Here is a 21,093-nt window from a genome sequence, read left to right as displayed (position 1 = left end):
AGAATGTTTGATCGCGGGATCGGTGTTGCTAGTCAGTAGTTGGCGCCACTGCGGCGTTGGTGCACGGCGGTGAGGGCGACTGGATCGAGCAGGCCGCCATGGTCCACCTGGGCATAGAGCAGCCAGTGGTCGCCGCATTCCATCCGCTGGCTCACCCGCGCCTCCAGCCAGGCCATCGCCTCGGGCAACACCGGCTGGCCCGAGGGGCTGCTCTCCAGCTCCAGGCCGGCGAAGCGGTCGGCGCCGGGCGGAAACCGCTGCAGAAACTGTTTCATCGGGCCCATCTGGCGCCCTTCAGCCAGCACGTTGAGCGTGAAGGCATCGCCAACATGCAGCAGGGTTTCAACGGCCCGGTCCTTGGCCACCGCCACGGTGAAGCCCGGCGGGGTGAAGCTGGCCTGGCTCACCCAGCTAGCCACCATGGCACTTCCCACAGCGGCCTCGCCTTCGCCGCGGCGGGTGGTGAGCACGCAGAGCGAGCCGACAATCCGGCCCAGGGCCAGCACCGCGGTGTTGCTGAGGCTCTGGCTGAGGCCACCGGCGGCGATCCGTTTGCTGCGGCGCTGCTGACCCAGCAGTTCCCTCCCCAGGGCCGTGCCGGTTTCCTCCAGGCGCTGGAGGGTGGCGCCGTCGGGGCTGAACTTCACCCGGATGGTCTCGAAGGCGAAGCGGAAGCCGCCGTCGCGCAATTTCGCTTCCAGCAGGTCGATCGCCTCGCCGCTCCAGCCGTAGCTGCCGAACACTCCCACAGGCTTGGCCCGGTCGGCTTCGGCCAGCAGGGTGCCCAGGGCCGAAACGATCGGGGTGGGGGCATGGCCGCCCAGGGTGGGCGAGCCGATCAGCAAGGCATCGCAGCGGCGGATGGTTTCGAGCAGTTGCTCGGGCGGGGCGAATTCGCAGTTGACGCTCTCGACCCGCACCCCCGTGCGCGAAACCCCCTGGGCCAGGGCATCGGCGATGGCGGCGGTGTTGCCGTAGGCGCTGGCGTAGAGCAGGGCCACAGACAGCTGCGCCTTCCCCTGGCTCTCGCCCCAGCGGCGGTAGTCGGCCAGCAGGCTGCGCCAGCTCTCGCTGATCGCCGGGCCGTGGCCCGGGGCGATCGTGCGGATCGGCAGGTCTTCGAGCCGGTCGACGACTGTTTCAACCTGGCGGGCCATCGGCGCCATCAGGCAGTCGTAGAAGTGGCGTCGGTCTTCCTCGCTGCTCACCCGGTTGGCCTCGGCAAAGGCCTCGATGCAGAGGTGGGCGGCGAAGAATTTGCCGCTCATCAGCAGGCCGCTGCTCTCCTCAAACGCCACCAGGGCGCCGGGCCAGCGGGGGGTGGGCACCGGGATCAGCCGCAACTGGCGGCCCAGCCCCAGCTCCAGCAGCTCCTCTCCCTTGACGATTGTGATCGGCGGCAGCGGTGGCAGCGCCGCTGGCGGTTCGCTGGAGCCCGGCGCGCTCGGTTTCACCTGGGGCCAGAGGTCGGCGAGCAGACGGGCGCCGGCGTTGGAGGCGATCAGGCTGAGATCGGGCCAGCGGGCGGCCAGCTGGCGCAGGAAAGCCACCCGGTTCGGGTTGGTGAAGCCCACCACCAAGCGCAGCGGTGGCAAGGGGGTGGGCAAGGCGCGGGTGGCGGCGGCCTCCAGCTCAGCTGCCAGGGCCGCCAGGAAAGGCTCGGCGAACGATTGGCCCGGCGGATGCACCAGCACCGGCCCGATCGGCGCGCCCTCATGCTCGCCGTCGGTGAACAGATAGGCGTTGGCCGTGGTGCCACGCTCCAGGCCGTACTCCACCTCAAAGCGCAGCCGCTTCGGACTGAGGCCGCGCAGGCAGACGAGACCAGGCTCGATCGGCAGCAGGATCACGCTGCGATCAGCACTGGGGGTGGCGGAGCTGGAGTTGCCCATCAGTAGTGGTTGCCAACCTTGCGATGGTGCACGGCCGTGCTGCCCTCAGCATCGGCCACGGTGCCCTCCTCCACCTCCGCATAGATGATCCAGTGGTCAGGGGTTTCCATCCGCTGCACCACCTGGCAACCCAGGAAGGCCAGGGCGTCGCTGAGCACAGGCCCGCCCCTGGCGGCCCCTTCCAACGTGGCCACGCCTTCAAAGCGGTCGGCACCGGGCGGGAAGCGGCGCAGGAAATGGCGCAGCAAGTCTTGGTATTGACCCTCCTGCAACACATTGAGCACGAAGCGGTCGCCGACCTGCATCAGGGTTTCGATGGCGCGGTCTTTGGCCACGGCGATCGAGAGGCCCGGCGGCTCAAAGCTGGCCTGGCTCACCCAGCTGGCCACCATGGCGCTGCTGCGCTCCTCCTGGCGGGCCGTGACGATGTAGAGGCCACCGCTGAGCCGCCCGAGCGCCTTGTCGAGGTCGCTGTCGAGCGCCTTCATCGCCGCGATCGTCTTGGCGCGGCCGAGCACCTGGCCCAGGTCGGTGCCGGCTTCCTCGAAGCGTTGATAGTCGTTGCCATCCGGCACCTTTTTGACCCGCAGCGGCGGGAAGGCTTCTTTTTGGCCCAGGCTGCGCAGCTTGGCGGCGATGCTGTCGATCGGCAGGTCGTTGCCGCCGTAGGCGTCGTAGACGGCCACCCACTGCTTGCCGTGCAGGGCGGCCAGCAGCGTGCCGATCGACTGCTGGGTTTCCACGTCGGGATTGGCCGGCCAGGTGGGCACCAACACGGCGCTGGCTTCACCGATCAGGGCGGCGAGCTCCTGGGGGTCGGTGGAGCGCAGATCCACCAGTTGGGCCTGGCTGTCGGCCTTGCCGATGCCGCGGGCAAGGGCCTGGCTGAGCCGGTCACAGAAGCCATACTGGCTCAGATAACAGACGGCCGCATAGGTTTCGCCGGCACTGCGCTGGCTGCTCCAGTCGCGGTAGTCGCCGATCCAGAGGCTGAGGTGATCGCGCAGCAAGGGGCCATGGCCCGTGGCGATCATGCTTAGCTCCGGCAGGGCGTCCATGCGCTTGAGGGCCTGCAGCACGCTGCGGGCGTTTGGGCCCATCAAGCAGTCGTAATAGAAGCGGAAATCTGGGGCGATTGAGCCGGGGTCGACATCGAAAACGGCATCGGAGCAGTAGTGCAGTCCGAAGGCATCGCAGGTGTAGAGGATGCCGGTGCCGTGATCGAAGGAGAAGATCGTGTCGGGCCAGTGCAGGTTGGGAGCACTGAGGAACTCGAAGCGGTGGGCCACACCGCTGCTGGGGTTGGTGCCGAGATCGAGAACCTCGCCGCTCTTGACAGCCCGGCTCTTGAACGTCCGGTGCACCTGGTCGGCCAGGTAGGCGATCGCCACCTTCGAGCCGACGATCTCGATCTCGGGGTTGCGCTCCAGCACCGCTCCGATCAGGCCGGAGTGGTCGGGCTCGGTGTGGGACACGATCAGGTAGTCGATCGTGGTTGGATCGATCTGCCCTTCGAGCAGTGGCAGCCAGGTATCGGCGAATTTTGCGTGGCTGGTGTCGATCAGGGCGGTGCGCTCGCCCCGCACCAGAAAGGCGTTGTAGGTGGTGCCGTTGCGCAGGCCGAATTCGATGTCGAAGCGGCTGCGGTCCCAGTCAAGGGAACGGATCGTGGTGGTATCGGCGCCGATCGCCTCGCACTGGAGCGAAAGGCGGGGGGGTGCAGCGGTGGCGACAGTCATCGACGGCGTCTGCAAGGACGCCGACTCTAGAAACTTCGTTGGGATTTCCCTGGCTCCAGAGCCGTCCGGGCCCGGCCGGGCCGATTCGGGCATCTGATGGCCGCCATAGGCACGGCTTGGGCCACCGGCAGATTTCACGCCCAGCCGTTACGGAAGCCGGCAATCGTTATGGTTTTCCCCGCAATATGCCGATCAGATCGCCGTCAGATAATCCCTGCTTATCTGTAGGATTTGCAACTCTTTGTCCAACAGGCACCCAGTGCCATCGTGATGGAATTAACGTCACGCAACCAATACATCAGTCCTTTATGTCTCCCTGCTGAGCGCTTTTGATCACTCAGGTGATTCGGTCCCACGCTTCAGGTTCTCCCGTTCGCCCTGACCAAGAACGGGATGCGCGCAAAAGGTTAATTTCATTAACGCTTTTGCGGTCTTGTGTGCCTGTCAGGCATCAAAATCACCTCGTGTGGTTTTCCTTGCCTATGGCGATGGCATCAGCTCGAGCAGTCGCATGTGTCCTGGAACACACGGTCTGAAACCCATCAATCTGGTTGCAGGCTTGGGATGAATTCGGCCCAAGACTTTTGAATTCTCCCAGCAACCTCATTTACCAAAACACCAGAGGATTTGAATTGTCCGACTTCTTTGAGCTTTTTATTAAGCAGCTTCAGTCTCCAACGCTAGGCTTCCTGATCGGTGGCATCGTTGTTGCCTCGTTCGGTAGCCAATTGGCGATCCCGGATGCCATTTACAAGTTCATCACGTTCTTCTTGCTTTTGAAGATCGGCTTGAGCGCAGGCATTGGCATTCGCAATTCCAACCTGTCTGAGATCATTCTCCCGGCATTGGGGGCTGTGCTGATTGGCATCCTGATCGTGGTGATCAGTCAATTCACTTTGGCGCGATTGCCGGGAATTAAATTCACCGATGCCATCGCCACAGGTGGTCTCTTTGGTGCTGTGAGTGGTTCCACCCTCGCCGCGGTTCTGCCCCAGTTGGAATCGGCAAACATCCAGTACGAGACCTGGAGTGCGGCCCTTTATCCGTTCATGGATATCCCGGCGCTGGTGACGGCGATCGTAGTGGCAAGCGTTTATACCAGCCGCAATTCCCCTGACACGTCTGACGAAGTCGAGATCTGGCCGATCATCAAGGAAAGCCTGCAGAGCTCTGCCGTTACGGCCATGCTGCTGGGTGTTGCCCTTGGCATTCTGACCAGGCCTGAACGTGTTTATGAAGGCTTTTATGATCTACTTTTCCGTGGCTTTCTCTCCGTTCTCATGATCATCATGGGTATGGAGGCCGCACAGCGTATGAATGAGCTGCGCAAAGTGGCCCAATGGTTTGCCATCTATGCTTTCATCGCGCCCCTGCTTCATGGTTTCATCGGTTTTGGTGTTGGCCTGCTGATTCACAAGCTCACTGGCTTCAGCATCGGTGGTGCTGTTGTGCTGGCTGTGATCGCTGCCTCCAGTTCTGATATTTCGGGCCCTCCGACACTTCGAGCTGGTATTCCCACGGCAAATCCATCTTCTTATATTGGTGCTTCCACCGCTATCGGCACTCCAGTGGCGATCGCCATCGGCATTCCGCTTTTCATGGGCCTTGCTGAGGTCATGCTTGGCAAGTAAGCGCCCCCATCCCTTCGTTGTTCAACTCACTTCCAAACAGAGATCATTCCCATGAGCCAACCAGTCTGCAAGTTGATCATCATCACAGAAGAAATTCTGCTGAAGAAGATCGCTAAGATCATCAAGGAAGCGGGCGCCACTGGATACACCATCCTTGCGGCGGCTGGTGAAGGTAGCCGTAATGTTCGCTCCACGGGAGAACCCAGTGTTTCTCATACGTTTTCCAACATCAAATTTGAAGTGCTGACATCCAGCCGTGAGCTGGCTGATGCCATTCAAAACAAGGTGGTGGAGAAGTATTTTGACAACTACTCCTGCATTACCTACATCTCCTCGGTGGAGGCTCTGCGCGCCCACAAATTCTGATCTGATCCCATCTGACTGATCCGAACCCATTGCATCGTTCCCATCCCGGCTGTGTGTCTACACAGGCCGGGATTTTTCTTTGCGGGGTGCACTGACGGCTGTGGCCAATCGTGATTTGGCACAACGCACGTTGGCAACGCACGTGGGCGCCGCCAGCAAGTGCCAAGTCTGTGCTCTGCCGATTGTCCGGCGGCTGGCCGATTGGTCAAACTGATGGCTGCCTTTGGCTGCCATGATTCCTATCACCGCTTCGAAGCGCTACCGCCTGGCGGGTCTGCGCCAGAGCCTTGGACCCGGCATTTTGTTGGCCGGCGCCGCGATCGGTGGTTCGCACCTCGTCGCCTCCACCCAGGCGGGGGCCCGCTATGGCCTCGGGTTGCTGGCGCTGGTGCTGCTGATCAACCTGATCAAGTACCCCTTTTTGTTGGTCGGCACGCGATTCACCGCCGCCACCGGACTGAGCCTGCTGGAGGGTTACCAACGCCAGGGACGGTGGTATCTGCCCCTGTTCCTGCTGATCACCGCCGCCACCGGCGTGGCCAACATCGTGGCGGTGGCAGCGGTGAGCGGCAGCCTGGCCACCAGCTTGCTGCCGGCCTCGATCGGGGCGTTGCTGAGTGCCACCAACCTGGCCGTGCTGCTGCTGGTTCTCTCTCTACTGCTGTTGCTCTGGGGGCACTACCGCAGCCTGGATCGGTTGAGCAAGCTGGTGGTGGCGATCCTGGTGCTGAGCACCACCGCCGCCACCCTGGCCGCCCTGCTTCAAGGGCCTGTCTCCGGGGCTCCGATCGCCGCGATGTTCAGCCCCAGCCCCTGGACCCTGCCGGCCCTGCCGTTCCTGATTGCCCTGATGGGCTGGATGCCCTGTCCGCTTGATCTGGCGGCCTGGTCATCGCTGTGGATCTTTGCGCGCAGCGAGGATTCCGGCCATCAAGGCAGCCAAGCGGAGCTGGAGGCCGATTTCAACATCGGCTACGGCGCCACTGTGCTGATGGCGGTGCTGTTCCTGGTCCTGGGGGCCTGGGTGATGCACGGCACCGGCCGCAGCTTTTCGCCGGCCGGTGCCGTTTTTGCGCAGCAACTGATCGAGCTCTATACCGCCAGCCTGGGGGGGTGGGCCTATCTCCTGATTGCCCTGGCGGCCTTCACCACGATGTTCAGCACCACCCTCACCTGCCTGGATGGCTATCCCCGTTCGGCTTCGGCCGGGCTGCGGCTGCTGCGGGGATTCCGGGGCCGCGACGTTCAGAACCAGAGCGACCACAGCCTCTGGATCGGGCTTCATGGCTTTGCTGCCGCCGGGATTCTGCTCTTCTCCGCCAGCTCGATGGGCACCTTGGTGCAGCTGGCGATGGTGGTGTCGTTCGTGACCACCCCCCTGCTCGGCTGGATGAATCTGCAGGTGATCCAGGGCCGCCAGGTGCCGCCGGACCGCCGGCTGGGCCCCGCTCTGCTCACCGTGGCGCGGCTGGGACTGCTGGTTCTTGGCGGCTTCGTGCTGCTCTTCGCCGTCACTGGCCTCAGCCGCTGAGGCCACGGATCCTGGGTCAACCGTTCAGGGATTGCAGAGCGGGCAGAACTGCGGATCGGCCTTGGTGAGCCCATCGGCGCGCGGCCGCTCCTCACTGGCTGAGCAACTCACGCAGCCGAAGCGCTCGCTGCGCACCAGGTCTGTGGCCGTGCCGCACCAGTCACAGGGCAGCCCCAGCAGCACGTCGACCCTTCCCCAGCCCGGGGCCCCGCAGGTTGGGCAGGGACTGGCGATCCGGCGCACCAACTTGAAGGCCAGCACCCGGATCGAGGCCATCCGGGTGGGATTTTGGTGGGCGCGCATGTCCGTTTCCAGCAGGGCCAGCCCATCGCTGGAGGCACGGCTGGCCTGCTCGATCGCCTCGCGCAGTTCGGCCACGGCGCCGAGGCCCTTGCTCAGGCAGGGTTTCGCGCGAGCCCGATGGGGTTGCACAATCACGGCGTGGGTGGGGAAGCCGATCCGGTCCAGCCACGGATCCAAATCCGCGCCGGGACTGGCGGTGCAATGGTCGAAGTTGGTGCGACAGCCGACCAGCTGCTCGGTGATCACCAGGCCTTGGGCCCGGTCCACCCAGGCCATCCATTCCATCGCCAGGGGCAGAAAGGGCAGGGCCGGGTGCGGCCCGAAGCTGCCTTCGCTGGCCAGGCCCAGATCCAGCCCGGTTTCTGCCATTCCCGCTTCGGCCTTAAGGCGACAGGTGGTTTCGGCATCGCTGAGCCGGGGCCGCTCGCCACTGAAGCTGCCGAGGCTGTCGGTGTCAAAGCCGCTGGCGAGCACCAATTCCGCCCCCAGACCCTTGCGGAAAGGCCTGGCGATCACCTTCTCCTTGCCGTGCCGGGTGGCGAGGCTCACCCGCCGACCCCAGCCCAGCCAGCCAGGGGCAGAAAAATCAGGTCCAAGCCCAGGGCTCACGCTGCTGGCGAAATCAATGGAATCAATAATTTACGCCGGTTCATCAATCCACAGGGAAAGGAGCAACAGTGCGTCAATCCGATCACGACAGCTGATTGCCTGGATTAAGAACCCTTTAGCCAGAATTGATCCAAGTCCACGCTCAAGTCCCTAGGGTTCGGCATCAGCAAAAAGACGAAAAACAAAACAAATGTTTGCCGTGTTGATCCCTTGCCGATGGGGTTCACTCCCTCTTTCTCATTACTCCATCCTTTGCTTGGGTTCATGATCAACAGCCTGACCGTAGAAAAACTTCAGCTCACGCTGGATGCAGCCAGCATCCTGCCGTCCCATCTCTGCTGGAGATTGGTCGATGGCTACATCCGCGCCAATACCTGGACGCTGGATGGCGATGTTGTGACGATCGGATTGGCCGGTCCCGGTGATCTGATTGCTCCCCTGAATTCGAAGGGGCAAGCCATGGAAAGAGTCTGCCTGACAAGGGTCAGTGTGGAGGAAGTCAGCCCGTCGAATGAGGAGCTGTCCGCCTGTCTTCATCACCAGATGGCCCAGGCCATCAGCCTGCTCCAGATCGGCAGGCTCCGGCCTGTTGATTCCAGGCTGATCCATCTGCTGCACTGGATCGGAGCACGCTTTGGCATGATCAGCAGTCAGGGCACCGTGGTATCGCTGCAGGAAATGAACCTGACCCATCGCATGTTGGCTGATCTCACCGGCATGACCCGGGTAAGCGTGACCAAAGCCTTGAGCCGTTTCAAAGCCAGCGGTCTGATCGTGACCAGGAGAGATGTCGATCTGCTGCTTCCCCATGGAATCCACGGGCACCCCTGGCACCTCTAGCTCGGCCGGGTTGAGCTTGGCTGGATCGCTTCTGCCTCGTTTCCTTCCTTATTGGCTGGATGGGCGGAGCTGATCGCTGCCATTCGCGCTCGTGCATGACAAAGACAATCAATGATTCAACTCTCTCGCTTCGTCGTCCCAAGCGGCCTTAGGGTCCTGCAGCCGCAGCCCTGGCCGCAGGAATGGAGACCAGCAATCCCTTCCCCAACCCGCTTGATTCGGGGCTTGATTTGGCGCTTGGACTGGCGTGGCTGCATCCTGATCTGGCCACCTCGCTGACGCGAGGTTTATAGAATTTCACAGCCAAAGAGCGAGATATTGCGTCGTTTTTCTGTTGGCTTCCATTTTTCTCCCCTTCTTTCTCTTGTCAGCCTGACCATGCCGCGTCGCCGCAGATTTCTCTCCATTTTCAGCGCCACCCTGGCGAGCACCCTGGTGCTCAACGCCTGTGGGAACGCTCCTGATCGGGGCGGACTTGCTGATGGAGCCAGCTCTAATTCGACGGCCGCGGCCAAGCTCGAAACCAGGTCGATCACGCTTGGCTATGTCCCGATCCTGGAGGCCGCTGCCCTGGTGGCCGGTGTGGAACAAGGCTTCTTTGCCAAGCATGGCCTTGAGGTGACCTTGGCCAAGCAGGCCAGCTGGCCCGACGCCAGTGAAAACGTGGTGATCGGCTCAGCCGGTGGCGGCATTGACGGCGGCCAGTGGCAATTGCCGATGCCGCACCTGATCACTGAGGGCCTCATCACCAACGGCAAGAAGGTGCCGATGTACGTGCTGGCGCAGCTGAGCAGCCAGGGCAATGGAATTGCCGTGTCCAACTCCTTGAAGGAGGCCAATCTGCGGGTCAACCTGACCCCTGCTGCTGCGATCATCCTTGGCTTCCCCAAGACCGATGGGCGCAAGTTCCGGGCTGCCCACACCTTTGCCAATGCCAATCAGGATCTCTGGATTCGCTACTGGCTTGGTGCAGGCGGCATCGACCCCGACAAGGACATCGAGCTGCTGACGGTGCCCTCCACTGAAACGCTGCAGGGGATGCGCAACGGCTCGATGGAAGCCTTCAGCACCGGTGATCCCTGGCCGTTCCGGATCGTGGCCGACAATATCGGCTACATCGCCGCGCTCACCGCCGAGATCTGGCCCGTTCACCCGGAGGAATTCCTGGCTGTGCGCGCTGACTGGGTCGACAAGCACCCGCAGGCCACCATCGCCCTGCTCAAGGGACTGATCGAGGCGCAGCAGTGGGCCGACAAGCCCGAGAACAAGATGGCGCTCGCCCAGATGCTCAGCTCCCGGGCCTACTTCAACACGCCGGTTTCCGTGCTTGAGCCGGCCCTCAAGGCCCAGTACAAGCTCGGTGCCGACCTGAAGACCTCCAACGATCCCAAGCTTGGTCCGCTCTACTGGAACAGCGATCGCGGTGTGATTTCCTACCCCTACAAGAGCCTCAATCTCTGGTTCCTGGTGGAATCGATCCGCTGGAAGTTCCACCCCGGACAGCTCGATACCATCGCCCAGGCGAAGGCCCTTGTTGACAAGGTGGTCCGCGAAGATCTCTGGCGTCAAGCGGCCATTGAGGTGGGCGTTCCCGCTGCCGACATTCCCAGCGGTTCCTCGCGGGGCAAGGAAACCTTCTTTGACGGCATCGTCTTTGATCCGGAGAATCCCCAGGCCTATCTCGACAGCCTGAAGATCAAGCGCTGAGCCTGCCTGCGCAGGCAGGCTCCAGCCCCGTCAGTCCTCTACCCGTACGGTCACGGGAGTGTGGGTCTGGGCTTTGGGGGCGGTGACGGTGAGCAGGCCGTCGCGGTAACGGGCCTGGAGGCCGGTGCGCTCAAGCGGAACGGGGAACTGGAAGCTGCGCTTCAAGAGGCCGTAGTTGAACTCGCTGTGCAGGGGAGTCGCCTGCTTGGCTTCGTTGCTCTGGGCCTGCTGAGCGTCGCCACTGTCCGTGGCAGGAGTCTGGGATTCGCGCTTGGCGCTGATCACCAGGGAGCGGTCGCTGGCTTGAACATCGATCGATCCGCGATCGACGCCGGGGAGTTCCAAGACCACCGTGTAGGAGGTCTGGCTTTCCTGCACTTCGGCGGCAGGAACGAGATCGGTCTGGCGCACCTGTTGCTCCAGGCGCTCCAACAGTTCGAAGGGGGAATGGCGCAGGGTCAGCATGGTGATGTCCTCTACGGATTGATGAATTCGGGTGGGTTATGGATCACCCGCCAAGCCAATGTGGCGCCTTTTGATGCCAACCAAGCCGGCGAAAACCGATCCATTCGGTACGGTGTCTACGCCTCGGTCGGTCTACCCTCCACGCCAGAACGGAGAACCGAACGCCTTGCCAATCACCAGCAGGCAGGCCGCGTTCACTCAGAGCCACCACCATCGGGAAAAGCAGGCCGCCTGGGCGCAGGCCGCACCGCTGGCGTTGCGCACGGTCCAGAGCCGGGCTGACTCGATGCGGAAGCGGCGGCCCTGGCTGTCGATGCGAATGCCGCTGTAGCCGCTGATGGCTTCCTGCCGCCGTGCCGTGGCCAGCAGCTCGGCGCGCCCTGGGCGCTCGGAGGCTTCGGCGGTGAGCCGCGACGGCATCCCGACCATGGCGCTCCAGGGCCGGCGCCAGAGGCCAAGCGCCGCGGCGTTGGCATAGATCAGCCGGGGATCGTCGCCGCCGCCATGGGCGAGCACCACGGCAGAGGCGGCGAACAGGTCCTGGGCGCGGCCACGGGAGTGGCTGGCCTGGCTGGCGATCAGGGGCCGGCCGAAACCGCTGTGGAACGCGGCGAGCAAGGCCTCGGCGAACTCCAGGGCGGCAGGGCTGAGCCAGGGGGACTCCGCCGGCAGCGGCTCAGGCGTGAGGAACAAACGGGCATCAACCGGTATCAACCGGGATCAGGGCCACTGCCCATCGCCTGGGCCATGGCCGCCTTGCCGAGCCGGTTGCCCTGGGCCTTGAGCTGCTCCAGGAAAAGGCGGTTGGCTTCTGGGAAGAGGGGTTCGGCGGCGAGCGGTAGTTCGCCCGCCTCATCCAGGCCCGTTTCGCCTTCCATCGCCTGGGTGATCACGACCAGATCCGGATCGAGGGCAGCGGCGTACGACCACCACAGGCTCGGGTCGGTGATGGCGGCATGAACCGGGTGCGGCGCCTGGGCGGCGAGCGGCTCAGCGGGCACCGGGGCTGGGGCCTGGCCCTTGCCTCCAGCTTTGGAGCGCCCCTTGGCTTCTGCTTTGGCCTCTGCTTTGGCAGCAGTTTTGGCGGCGGCTTTGGCGCTGGCGGCCCTGGACACCAGCAATTTGCGGCGCTGCACAGCCAGATCGGCGAGCAGCTGGCTGCGGCTGCGCCCCCGCATCTGGAAGAGCACGAAGGGGTCTTCGCTGAAGCGGTCGCCCATCAGGAAGTAGACGGCGCTGACGTGTTTGCAGGGGGCGGCCTTGTCCGGGCAGCTGCACTCGCAGCGCACCTCTTGCAGTTTGAAGGGGAACAGGCGCTTGCCGCTGGCGGCAAAGGCCCGCTCGATGTCCTGGGGCATCACGCCAGCCAGCAACTGGGCCGACCAGCGGGCCTTCTGGCCGAGCGCTTCGAGCACGTAGCCCCAGTCTTCGTCGGAGAGGGTGTCGAGCCAGAGCTTCACCTTGTAGGGCTCAGCTTCGGTGCCCTGCACCCGGGCATGGACCCGGCGCCCCTCAAAGCGGATCGAAAGCACGTTGCCGGAGCGGGCGTAGGTCCAGGCGCGCTCCAGCCGTTTCTTGTAGCGGTAGGAGTTGATCAGCTCCATCCACTGCTCCACCCACCAGGGCTGCTGCCCCAGGCCCTGCTGACCCAGCTGGGTGGTGATTGGGCTGCCGCCGGAGGCGACGCTGGTGCCGGAGGAGGTCATGGAGAAAGTATGCCGAGTGGCGGGGCCTGCGAGCCACCAGGGCAGTGACAGAACAAGTGGAACAAACAGAACACAAGCGTTGATGGCACCTTACTTCTTTAAAAATACAAGAAAATAGACCGCTTTGCGATATAATTTTTTGTGGGCTTTTGCTGCGGTTTTTAGTAGTTATGTAATTTGTTTATACGGAAAGGAGCTTGGCTGTTGTTGCCTGATTGCCCTTTCTTGCTGAGCTGTAGTTAGGAGCGGTTGCGCCACTCCATGGATGGCTGCCGATCGGCGTATGCGAAATAATCTGTTCACCCCGCTCCCAGGCGCATCGCCTTGACAGGAGTTCTAAATCGTCAAACCATTTTGTCTTTGTCATCTGCCCCTCATGCAAGCGAATATGATAGACATAGTCTTTAATCACAATGCCTGGCGCCATACAGGTTACGGCAATCATCATGCCAATGTCTTCGCCTTGGGGCAGGCCCATCCATCCGCCAGCTTTTTTCAGAAGATTGGCATCCACCAACAAGGTTGTCGGCCCTAGTGGAATACTGGCTTTTGGTGTTGGCCAACTACGCCAGATGTCTCCAGGAGAGCTGGGCCCTGCTGGCACGATTGCTGGATCAATCTTGCAATCATCTGTGCAATATCCGGCTGACCAAAGAGCACCATGTTGCCCTTTTAACGCGGCTAGTCTTTTGTCAATGGAGTGTGGATAGAGCCAATCATCGTCATCGGCACTTGTGATCCAACCGCCTCGGGCAATCGCCAGGCCTAAATTGCGTGCTGCGGCCTGGCCAATCGGTCGCTCTGTCTTGATGACTGTGGATGTCTTGCGGATCTCGCTTGGCAGGGCTTCACCGCTTTGGCCATCAACGACAATAACGTGTTCAACCACACAATCATTGTTTTGTAGGCTTTGATTTAATTCCACCAACATGCTCAGCCGATCTGGCAATAGCCTGGTTGGAGTAATAACGCTAACAGTCATCCAGTTGCCTAAGACTTGCTTTTTGGTTAACTCAAAAATGACTGGAACTTTTAGTTCTCCAGCCTTGGTGACTGTGGCTTAAGGCTTACACTTTACAATATTTGATAATAAAATAGCACATTGCGATCGCTTGAAATCTCATTCATGAGCTCAGCCTTACATCTTACCATTTTGTGTGTTGATCTCGTGAGCCCATGTTGAAGCCTTCGGCGTGCGGCGGCCAGCGCGCTGATTGGAGTTTGCGATCTTAGGGCTGAGCGGTTGAAATTCGGCTTAATATTCAGGTGGTCGATGCTTTTGCTAGCGCTTAAAGAGCGGCTTATAAAATAGCTTGCTGGAAATACATGGATGTTGTCGTTAAGGAAGAAAGTTTCACCAGTGCTGGAGCTGCCGCTATCTAACATGAACGTAGATTCCGACCATGCCAGCAACCAGATTGCGGTCCACTGTCTTGAGGCGCTAATGGCTTCTTCGCTCCGCATTAAAACTGATGCAGCAGTGCCTGTCTCTTTCCGTTTCGTCGGCTAACTTCTGCTGCTAGCCCGAGAGTTGACAGACGATGCTTCAGACAAAACCGTTTTTCCAGAAGCACCAGAAGCACTTGTTGGCCCTGCTGCTGCTTGGTGGCAGTCTTCTGCTGACAAGCCTGAAGGCAGTGGCGGATGGCGAGCCCGCTGGGGTCCAGGTGCAAACGCTGGTCCGATCCGGCCAGGCGTGGAACGGCACGCGCCTGCCCGCCTATCCCAGAGGTGAGCCGGAGCTCACCGTGCTGCACATCACGATTCCCCCGGGGGTGAAGCTGCCGATGCACATCCACCCGGTGATCAACGCCGGCATGCTGATCCGCGGCCAGCTGCTGGTGATCAGTGAGGCGGGCCCCTCCAAACAACTCAAGGCGGGCGATGGAATAATCGAGATGGTGAACCAGCCCCACTACGGCACCAATAACGGCACGGAAACCGCCGAGATCGTGATGGTCTATGCGGGGGTGGAGGGCAAGCCGATTACCGTCCTTGAAGTCGCTCCAGCAACCAGTGCCGAGCGTGAGTAGGCGTGTAGCCACTACTCTTTTCCAAGCAGCTCTGTATTCATAGCCGATTGTTCTCCGGCCGATTGTTGTCTAATTTCACGTTAAGCGTGGGGGCTTCGGTTAACTGAATCGTGGTGGATGCAATGTTGACGCGTTGTTCTGTCCTTGCAAACTCATCGAGAATTCGCGTGAACAGCTGATCCTTGATCAGGCGTCGGGTTTTGTAGTCAACCACGTAGCGAATGGTGAATTCTATCCAGTTGTCAGTGAGAACGAGGCTGACGACGGGGTCAATTCTGGCATCTTCAATTAAATACTTCCTGAACATCACTTGCCAGGCGGCTTTGACATTCGCTGTTGTATTGGTTGGAATCATCTCTGCAATCACTTGTTCAAGGATGGATCGTGCCAAGCGATGATCGCTTCCGTACTTCACAGGGATTTTGATCTCGTCCCATAAATAGGGAAAGTCGCCCGAGTAATTGAAGACTGGCGCCTTGAACACAAAGCTGTTGGCGATGCGGACAATCCTTCCCGTGTAAAGGTCAGATTCCACCCACTCGCCCAGTTCCATCAACGTTGTTCGAAGTATGCCGATATCAATGACATCCCCTTTACTGCCTCCTATCTGGACCCGATCCCCCGGGTTGTAAAAGCCACCAGCTGAAATCGCAATCCAGCCTGCCACGCTGGCAATCACTTCCTGCAAGGAAAAGGTAATGCCTGCGCTCGCAACACCAATGGCAACGGTCAAGCCACCCAGCCGATCCTTGAAGACGATCGTAATGAAGACAAAGCCCGCAAGATATCCAGAAAAAGTAATGAGTTTGCGCCCGTAGTAGCGGCTATCAGAATCTTTGAGATAACGTGTTAGTGAATATTGAAATGAGCGAATCAATAGGCTGATGACCAGAAGTCCGGCCACAGCAATGAATAGCTTCGAGACGAGGGGATCGGCCAATAAAGAGCTGACCCACTGAATTAAAGTCTGCATGTTTTCGTATCGCTTGGGGCTTCTTCATTGCTGAGCATCTACAAGGCTCCTAGGGAGCCAATTCAGCTTGCTCAGGGTCTTCCAGCAGCCGTGGCAGCAGTTGCACCAAATTGCAGGGGCGGGTGCCGCCATCGAGTTGGGCGCTGATCAGCCGGTCCCAGGCTGTTGTCACCGCATCGGGTGATCCCGGCAACACGAAGATCACGGTGCCGTTGGCCACGCCGGCCAGGCAGCGGCTCTGCAGGCTGCTGGTACCGATCGTCTCAAAGGAGAGCACCCGGAACAGCTCCCCGAAGCCCTCGATTGTTTTGTCGAGCAGAGGTGCGACGGCCTCAGGGCTGCCGTCGCGGCCGGTGAGGCCGGTTCCACCACTGCTGATCACCACCTGCACGGCCGGATCGGCAATCCAGCCGCTGATCGCGGCACGGATGGCATAGCGGTTATCGGGAAGCAGGGCGCGATCCACCAGCCGGTGACCGGCGGCTTTCAGCCGATCGCTCAGCAGATCGCCGGAGGGATCGCCGCTGGCGGGGTCGGCGCTGCGCCGATCGGAAACGGTGAGCAGGGCAACCGTCAGGCTCACCGGAGGCTTGAATCAAACACCAGCGAACTGTAGGCAGCGGCTTCTCTGTCGTCAGAACGTGATGGGCTCCAGTTCAGGGCTCTCCCAGCGATGCTGCCGGCGTTCGGCCACCAACGGTCGAAGCGTGAATCGGGGGGGGCGGCCGGCTGAGACCTCCAGCCGCACAGCCGAATAGGGGCGCCGCAGGCTGCTGCCCTTGCCACTGCGGCCGATGAACAGCTGCGAGTACGCCACCGTGCAGTCAGCCGCTTCGATCCGCTCCTGCAGGTCCGCTCCTTCGGGCCGCTGACGGCGCAGGCTGTAGCCGCTGCCCCCACAGATCAGCCAGGGAATGTGGGCGTCGCCATGGCCGGTGTCGCCGCTGCGCAGCAGCTCCAGGCAGTGGGCGTGGCCGCTCAGCACCAGATCCAGCAGGGGTTGCTTCTGCCCTTGCTGAACCTGTGCTTCCTCCAGTTCCGCGGCCACCTGATCGAGCACCCGGCGGAGTTGATGGCGTACGGCCAGGGTCTGCCCCTGGAACCACTTGGTCGCCTCGGTCACATACGGCGGATGGTGAAGCACCAGGACGCGCCCGCGCACGGCCGGGTTGCGCCAGGAGGCCACCAACCGATCCCGGAGCCAGTCAAGTTGCTCCTGATCGACACTGTCGGCGCCATCCCCGCTGTTCAGGCGCTTCTCGATATCGAGGAGTTGTTCGTCGATCGCCTCGATCTCACCAGCGAGATCATCAGCGCGATCGCCCGGTTCCGTGTTCTGCAACGAAGGCAGCAATTCCAGGCCGATGGCCTTGAGTCGTTCGGCCTTCTGCTGGTGGAGTTCAGCCCGTTCGGCCAGCCAATCCTGCCGCTTTTGGCCCCCCTTACCGGAGCCCTGTCCCGGCAAGGGTTGGTTGAAAGTGTTGGAGTCGAGCGCGAAGACATCAATGCCGGCATGGCGGAAGCTGTAGTAACGATTCGGCAGCCGCGTGAAGTTGCCGGGCCGGTAGGTGAGGCAGCGCCTGTCATCCACCCTGCTGGTGTAGTGCTGGTCGAGATGGTCGCCCAGCGAGTGTTTGGGACGGCCCTTGAGGTAATCGAGAAAGGCGCGGGCGAAGGCATCCCCGCGGTGGGAGCCATGCCAGCCCACATCCAGGTTGATCAAAGAGCGCAACAGCCATTGCAGCGGGCCGGTGATCCCAGAGAGCAGTCCGAGCAGCAGGGGCAGATCGTAATAGTCGTGATTACCGAGAACGGGAAAGAAAGGCAGCTTGAAGGTCATCTGGTCATAGGCGATTCTCTTCGGTTGATCACCGCCCACCAACCAATCCCGGTAGGGACGAATGAAATTTCGGCGGTATTGCTCACTGGAGCCCACCTGATAGACCAGATCTCCGGTGTGCAGCACGAAACTGGCACCGTTGCCCTGCTCCATCAATAGCTTGGCCACCTGGCACTGGGGCCTGCGCCGGCGATGGCGCCCAGTGCCACTCCCGGTACCGCTGTCGCCCAGCACCAGAAAACTGAATGGATCCTCTGGTCCGAGTTCGGAGCTGAAGGCCAGTTGCGTCTGATCGATCTGCCGACTGGTGATTGCCGGATCCTGCCAGCACACCCGTTGCTGCATGGCGTGCATCTTGACGGGAATCGTCGGTTCTTGAATCAGCTGCATCAGCGGCTAAGGCGAGGGCAAGGGGGCGTAAATCGTGAGACTGCCGGGCAGACATTCAAAGGTGATCGGGTTGGCCTCGACGATTTCGCCATCGATCACAAGGAGCTGGGCCGGATCGGTTTCGATCGTGATTGTGCGGGCCCGGAAGCAGAGCAGATCCTCGCGATCTGTCGGCGTCTGCACCACGGCTGAAGCCGCCAGCGAGGCCAGGGCATTGAGGCTCTGCAGAGGGTTCGCTGGTGTGGCGATGGTGACCTCCAGCAGGCCGTCGTCGGGGATGACCCGGCCGAATCCCTGGGCCAGAACAGAACTCGATGGTGCCACATTCGCCACTGTGATTGCGGCGGATTCAAGTTCAATCAGTTCGCCATCGATTGTCAGGCTGGCTTTAAAGGTGGCCTGATTGGCCAGCTGCTGGGCACCCGCCAGCAGATAGGCCAGGGTGCCCAGCAGGTTCTTGAGCTCCCGGGTCGCCCGGCTCACCATCCCGGCTTCAAAACCCAGTCCGGCCAGCAGAATCATCGGCTTGGCATTGCAGCGGGCCGCATCGATCACATGGGTGTTCCCCGCCAGGATCGTCCGGCAGGCTCCGCGAAGATCGAAGGGAATGCCAAGGCCAGCCGCAAAGGCATTGGCGGTGCCCCGCGGGATGATCCCCAGGGGGATCCCGGTGCCGATCACCGCGCCCGCCACCGCAGACACGGTGCCATCTCCACCCGAGGCGATGATCATCGTGCTGCCCGGATCACTCTCGGGTTGGGCTGCGATTCTGGCGACGATGGCGCTGGCCTGGTCGGTGGGATCGACATCGATCTTGGTCATCACCACATTCAGCAGAATCTGCGGCTCCAGGAGATAGCGGATCTGGGCGAGTTCCTGATTGGGATCTCCCTGCCCGGCCACGGGGTTGAAGATCAGATAGGCCACGCGGCTGTGCGCCAGCCCGTGCATCGCCAGATCGGCGGTGGCTTCATTGAGAGCCAGCGGTGTGTTCTCGATGGCACAGGCCCGGATCAACAGCGGCAGCTCCGAGGCCAACTGCACCGTGCCCCCAATCTCAGGAAAGAAGATGATGGCGGCCACTTCGGCGGCCAGCACCTTGCCGGCCAGCTCGATATCACCGCCGGTCTTCAGGGGCCTTAGCTCTGTGGTCTTGAGAGAGGCGGTTCTTGGATCCTGGCGAAAGGCCTGGGCCAGCTCCGGTGTTGTGAGCAGCGCAAAGGCGGTGATCGCTGGCTTGTACTGATCCATCCAGGCCAGCAGGGCCTCAAGCTGGGATGGGTGCGCCAGTAAGCAAAGAGCCTGGGACATCCTCAAATCCGTGCGCGAGGCCGTGTTGGGGCGAAGGCCCTAGGCCATCTTGACTTCGGCTTGGGCCTTGGCCGTGGAGCCTTGCAGCCATTGATCGATGGCTGGCGGCAGCAGGCAGCGGCGCCGGCTGGAGGTGTCGATCGCCAGATGGCGTGTGAGGCCGCGGGCCACTTCCTGGCTGTCATCGGTGCTGCGGCGGAAGACATAGGCGACCTCAAAGCGGCCGGAGTCAAGCGGCAGGGGCGTGAGCTGAACCGAAAGCTTGTCACCGCAGGCCAGGGGCCTGAGGAAATCGGCGCTGCAGTGAATGATCGGCAGGGCCACGGCCACGCCTCCATTCGGGCTGGGAAACAGGGCGGTGGCCTGGATGCCGAATTGTTCCAGGCTTTGCTCGTAGGCCTCGTGGCACCAGCGCAACAGCTGATGGAAGTGCATGACGCCGGCGGCATCGGTGTCGCCGAAGCGAACGGTGCGCTGCTGGGAAAGCCAGGGTGCGGGGCTGGTCAAAGGCTGTTCGATCGCAGGTGTTGAGCCGCTGTGTTGAGCCGCTGGAGAGTGGAAATCTAATCGAGCCTGACTCCGCCCTCTTGCCTTCAGCTTCGCCGTTGCTGCGCACAGGAGCCTCCAGTAGGTTTGCAGTCGTGCGTCTATCGATCTTTGGCTGATCCAATTGCCTACGAGGCTCCCACGATCAACAAGGCGTGGACAGCCTTCATCCCCCATGTCCCAACCATCCTGCTGATCTGGGTGGCCACGATTGCCATCTCCGCTGTTGGCGTATTCGTTTACTTCCTGTTCAGCCTGCTTGGTCTTGCAGTTGCTGGCGGGCCGGAGGTGGACACTGCCGCATCGATTGGTCTGGTGTTGGGCCAGGTCGGGCAGCTGCCGTTCTCGATACTCTCCAGTCTGGTTGGTGTGTTATTGGTTGCGGTGCCGGCGCTGCATTATTCAACGGGTGAGACGATCGCGCCAAGGCAGGCTTTTAAAACGCTGCTTGAACGTCCTAAACGCTATTTTCTGGCAGGCCTTCTTTTTGCGCTGACCTCGGCAATTGGGCTGCTGCTTTGTGTCCTTCCAGGCATTGCCGTGGCACTGGTTGCCCCTGTGTATGTCAACAAGATCTTTAACGGCGATGCCACGGTGATCGAAGCCTTCACCTCTTCGTTTCAGGCCGTTTATAAATCTCCCGATGGCCTTTCGTTCGTGGGGCTGCAGGTGATCGTCTGGGCGGTCACCGTTGTGGTCTCCCTGTGTACCTGCGGCCTTGGCGCCCTGGTGGCTGTTCCTGTTTCCAGCTTCTATCTTCAAAACGCTGTTTATTACAAGGGTCTGGTGCGTTGATCCCCAGGTTCAGAACGCCGGAAACAGATTGATTCCGGCGCCGTAGGTCATGCCGATGCGGAACGCCCAGTAGCCGGCCAGCAGGGCTGCGGCAGCCACCAGCCGGGGAGATGAGATCCCCCTAGGCCACAGTTCCCGTTGGCGGATCGCCTGCAGCGACCAAAGAATCAGTCCTGCCGCGGCGAGCGGGCCGAGGGCATGCAGCGCCAGGGATTCTCCGAAGTCAGCGACCAGGCTGGCGCTGATGGATCGGGTCAGATAGCAGGTGGGGCATGGAATGCCTGTCAGGGCGCGGAAGGGACAGGCCAAGCCAGGCAGATCCGGGTGCAGGCCCTTGAGCGCCAGGTAGCCGGTCAGCAGAGCCGGGACCCAATAGCCCGAGGCCCGCAATCGGTTCAGGAACGCTGAACGACGGC

At 61.5% G+C, this 21,093-nt stretch carries 20 protein-coding genes; 7 read left to right on the top strand and 13 right to left on the bottom strand.

Going from position 1 to position 21,093, the window contains the following annotated elements; translation table 11 throughout:
* Nucleotides 1-32: 32 nt before the first annotated feature.
* Together ACXMDM_RS01475 and ACXMDM_RS01470 are read right to left on the bottom strand one after the other, a co-directional pair.
* Nucleotides 33-1,892, bottom strand: coding sequence for a diflavin flavoprotein (locus ACXMDM_RS01475; RefSeq protein WP_071800312.1), 1,860 nt, complete (start codon nt 1,890-1,892; stop codon nt 33-35).
* Complete coding sequence (locus ACXMDM_RS01470; protein ID WP_259722771.1) at nt 1,892-3,631, bottom strand: diflavin flavoprotein; 1,740 nt, start codon at nt 3,629-3,631, stop codon at nt 1,892-1,894. Before ACXMDM_RS01470 ends, ACXMDM_RS01475 begins: the two co-directional genes overlap by 1 nt.
* Nucleotides 3,632-4,263: 632 nt before the next feature.
* On the opposite strand from ACXMDM_RS01470, the gene ACXMDM_RS01465 reads away from it, so the two are divergent.
* The 3 genes from ACXMDM_RS01465 to ACXMDM_RS01455 all read left to right on the top strand — a co-directional run bounded on the left by ACXMDM_RS01465 (nt 4,264) and on the right by ACXMDM_RS01455 (nt 7,159).
* The gene (locus ACXMDM_RS01465; RefSeq protein ID WP_259722796.1) at nt 4,264-5,262 is read left to right on the top strand and encodes a sodium-dependent bicarbonate transport family permease; all 999 of its coding nucleotides are present in this window, start codon (nt 4,264-4,266) and stop codon (nt 5,260-5,262) included.
* Nucleotides 5,263-5,313: 51 nt separating this feature from the next.
* A complete protein-coding gene (locus ACXMDM_RS01460) occupies nt 5,314-5,628 on the top strand; it encodes a P-II family nitrogen regulator (RefSeq protein ID WP_259722770.1) in 315 nt (104 codons plus the stop codon).
* A gap of 232 nt (nt 5,629-5,860) precedes the next feature.
* A complete protein-coding gene (locus ACXMDM_RS01455; RefSeq protein WP_259722769.1) occupies nt 5,861-7,159 on the top strand; it encodes an NRAMP family divalent metal transporter in 1,299 nt (432 codons plus the stop codon).
* 24 nt (nt 7,160-7,183) lie between these two features.
* On the opposite strand, the gene ACXMDM_RS01450 is transcribed toward ACXMDM_RS01455, so the two are convergent.
* Entirely contained in the window at nt 7,184-8,071 is an 888-nt protein-coding gene (locus tag ACXMDM_RS01450; RefSeq protein ID WP_233831088.1) for a DUF6671 family protein, read from the bottom strand.
* A gap of 216 nt (nt 8,072-8,287) precedes the next feature.
* On the opposite strand from ACXMDM_RS01450, the gene ACXMDM_RS01445 reads away from it, so the two are divergent.
* Nucleotides 8,288-8,911, top strand: coding sequence for a Crp/Fnr family transcriptional regulator (locus ACXMDM_RS01445; protein ID WP_083544393.1), 624 nt, complete (start codon nt 8,288-8,290; stop codon nt 8,909-8,911).
* A gap of 378 nt (nt 8,912-9,289) precedes the next feature.
* Entirely contained in the window at nt 9,290-10,618 is a 1,329-nt protein-coding gene (locus ACXMDM_RS01440; protein WP_071800305.1) for a CmpA/NrtA family ABC transporter substrate-binding protein, read from the top strand.
* Between the two features lie 30 nt (nt 10,619-10,648).
* Here ACXMDM_RS01440 and ACXMDM_RS01435 read toward each other — a convergent pair whose 3' ends face one another.
* The 4 genes from ACXMDM_RS01435 to ACXMDM_RS01420 all read right to left on the bottom strand — a co-directional run bounded on the left by ACXMDM_RS01435 (nt 10,649) and on the right by ACXMDM_RS01420 (nt 13,720).
* Nucleotides 10,649-11,083 carry an Hsp20/alpha crystallin family protein gene (locus ACXMDM_RS01435; RefSeq protein ID WP_071800304.1) on the bottom strand — a complete coding sequence of 145 codons (435 nt, stop codon included), beginning with the start codon at nt 11,081-11,083 and terminating at the stop codon, nt 10,649-10,651.
* A 198-nt stretch (nt 11,084-11,281) separates the two neighbouring features.
* Entirely contained in the window at nt 11,282-11,776 is a 495-nt protein-coding gene (locus ACXMDM_RS01430; protein WP_071801979.1) for an MEKHLA domain-containing protein, read from the bottom strand.
* Between the two features lie 17 nt (nt 11,777-11,793).
* Nucleotides 11,794-12,789: an SWIM zinc finger family protein gene (locus tag ACXMDM_RS01425; protein WP_071800303.1), complete on the bottom strand. Its 996-nt coding sequence runs from the start codon at nt 12,787-12,789 to the stop codon at nt 11,794-11,796.
* 181 nt (nt 12,790-12,970) lie between these two features.
* Entirely contained in the window at nt 12,971-13,720 is a 750-nt protein-coding gene (locus ACXMDM_RS01420) for a glycosyltransferase family A protein (RefSeq protein WP_233831082.1), read from the bottom strand.
* 655 nt (nt 13,721-14,375) lie between these two features.
* On the opposite strand from ACXMDM_RS01420, the gene ACXMDM_RS01415 reads away from it, so the two are divergent.
* Nucleotides 14,376-14,822, top strand: coding sequence for a cupin domain-containing protein (locus ACXMDM_RS01415; RefSeq protein ID WP_233831079.1), 447 nt, complete (start codon nt 14,376-14,378; stop codon nt 14,820-14,822).
* A 37-nt stretch (nt 14,823-14,859) separates the two neighbouring features.
* Here the strand turns inward: ACXMDM_RS01415 and ACXMDM_RS01410 are convergent, their stop codons facing one another.
* The 5 genes from ACXMDM_RS01410 to ACXMDM_RS01390 all read right to left on the bottom strand — a co-directional run bounded on the left by ACXMDM_RS01410 (nt 14,860) and on the right by ACXMDM_RS01390 (nt 19,843).
* The gene (locus ACXMDM_RS01410; protein WP_313772248.1) at nt 14,860-15,762 is read right to left on the bottom strand and encodes a mechanosensitive ion channel family protein; all 903 of its coding nucleotides are present in this window, start codon (nt 15,760-15,762) and stop codon (nt 14,860-14,862) included.
* A gap of 82 nt (nt 15,763-15,844) precedes the next feature.
* Entirely contained in the window at nt 15,845-16,378 is a 534-nt protein-coding gene (moaB, locus tag ACXMDM_RS01405) for a molybdenum cofactor biosynthesis protein B (RefSeq protein WP_071800299.1), read from the bottom strand.
* A 51-nt stretch (nt 16,379-16,429) separates the two neighbouring features.
* Complete coding sequence (locus ACXMDM_RS01400) at nt 16,430-18,025, bottom strand: metallophosphoesterase family protein (RefSeq protein ID WP_071800298.1); 1,596 nt, start codon at nt 18,023-18,025, stop codon at nt 16,430-16,432.
* A 6-nt stretch (nt 18,026-18,031) separates the two neighbouring features.
* A complete protein-coding gene (locus tag ACXMDM_RS01395) occupies nt 18,032-19,336 on the bottom strand; it encodes a YegS/Rv2252/BmrU family lipid kinase (protein WP_071800297.1) in 1,305 nt (434 codons plus the stop codon).
* Nucleotides 19,337-19,375: 39 nt separating this feature from the next.
* A complete protein-coding gene (locus ACXMDM_RS01390) occupies nt 19,376-19,843 on the bottom strand; it encodes an acyl-CoA thioesterase (RefSeq protein ID WP_071800296.1) in 468 nt (155 codons plus the stop codon).
* Nucleotides 19,844-19,993: 150 nt separating this feature from the next.
* Between ACXMDM_RS01390 and ACXMDM_RS01385 the strand changes: the two genes are divergently transcribed.
* Nucleotides 19,994-20,677: a hypothetical protein gene (locus tag ACXMDM_RS01385; RefSeq protein WP_259722768.1), complete on the top strand. Its 684-nt coding sequence runs from the start codon at nt 19,994-19,996 to the stop codon at nt 20,675-20,677.
* A 9-nt stretch (nt 20,678-20,686) separates the two neighbouring features.
* On the opposite strand, the gene ACXMDM_RS01380 is transcribed toward ACXMDM_RS01385, so the two are convergent.
* Nucleotides 20,687-21,067 (bottom strand): DUF2752 domain-containing protein, encoded by a 381-nt coding sequence (locus ACXMDM_RS01380; RefSeq protein ID WP_071800291.1) that lies wholly within the window; start codon nt 21,065-21,067, stop codon nt 20,687-20,689.
* Nucleotides 21,068-21,093 lie beyond the last annotated feature (26 nt).

The sequence above is a fragment of the Synechococcus sp. CS-603 genome, from assembly GCF_977929215.1.
The sequence above is the reverse complement of the archived record's forward strand: the minus strand, read 5'-3'. Positions and strand labels throughout refer to the sequence as shown.

Bases quoted from the DNA above. Each gene is read 5' to 3' on its own strand.
- ACXMDM_RS01475 (WP_071800312.1), bottom strand. From the start codon at position 1,892: ATGGGCAACTCCAGCTCCGCCACCCCCAGTGCTGATCGCAGCGTGATC.
- ACXMDM_RS01470 (WP_259722771.1), bottom strand. From the start codon at position 3,631: ATGACTGTCGCCACCGCTGCACCCCCCCGCCTTTCGCTCCAGTGCGAG.
- ACXMDM_RS01460 (WP_259722770.1), top strand. From the start codon at position 5,314: ATGAGCCAACCAGTCTGCAAGTTGATCATCATCACAGAAGAAATTCTG.
- ACXMDM_RS01455 (WP_259722769.1), top strand. From the start codon at position 5,861: ATGATTCCTATCACCGCTTCGAAGCGCTACCGCCTGGCGGGTCTGCGC.
- ACXMDM_RS01445 (WP_083544393.1), top strand. From the start codon at position 8,288: ATGGGGTTCACTCCCTCTTTCTCATTACTCCATCCTTTGCTTGGGTTC.
- ACXMDM_RS01440 (WP_071800305.1), top strand. From the start codon at position 9,290: ATGCCGCGTCGCCGCAGATTTCTCTCCATTTTCAGCGCCACCCTGGCG.
- ACXMDM_RS01435 (WP_071800304.1), bottom strand. From the start codon at position 11,083: ATGCTGACCCTGCGCCATTCCCCCTTCGAACTGTTGGAGCGCCTGGAG.
- ACXMDM_RS01425 (WP_071800303.1), bottom strand. From the start codon at position 12,789: ATGACCTCCTCCGGCACCAGCGTCGCCTCCGGCGGCAGCCCAATCACC.
- ACXMDM_RS01420 (WP_233831082.1), bottom strand. From the start codon at position 13,720: ATGTTGGTGGAATTAAATCAAAGCCTACAAAACAATGATTGTGTGGTT.
- ACXMDM_RS01400 (WP_071800298.1), bottom strand. From the start codon at position 18,025: ATGCAGCTGATTCAAGAACCGACGATTCCCGTCAAGATGCACGCCATG.
- ACXMDM_RS01395 (WP_071800297.1), bottom strand. From the start codon at position 19,336: ATGTCCCAGGCTCTTTGCTTACTGGCGCACCCATCCCAGCTTGAGGCC.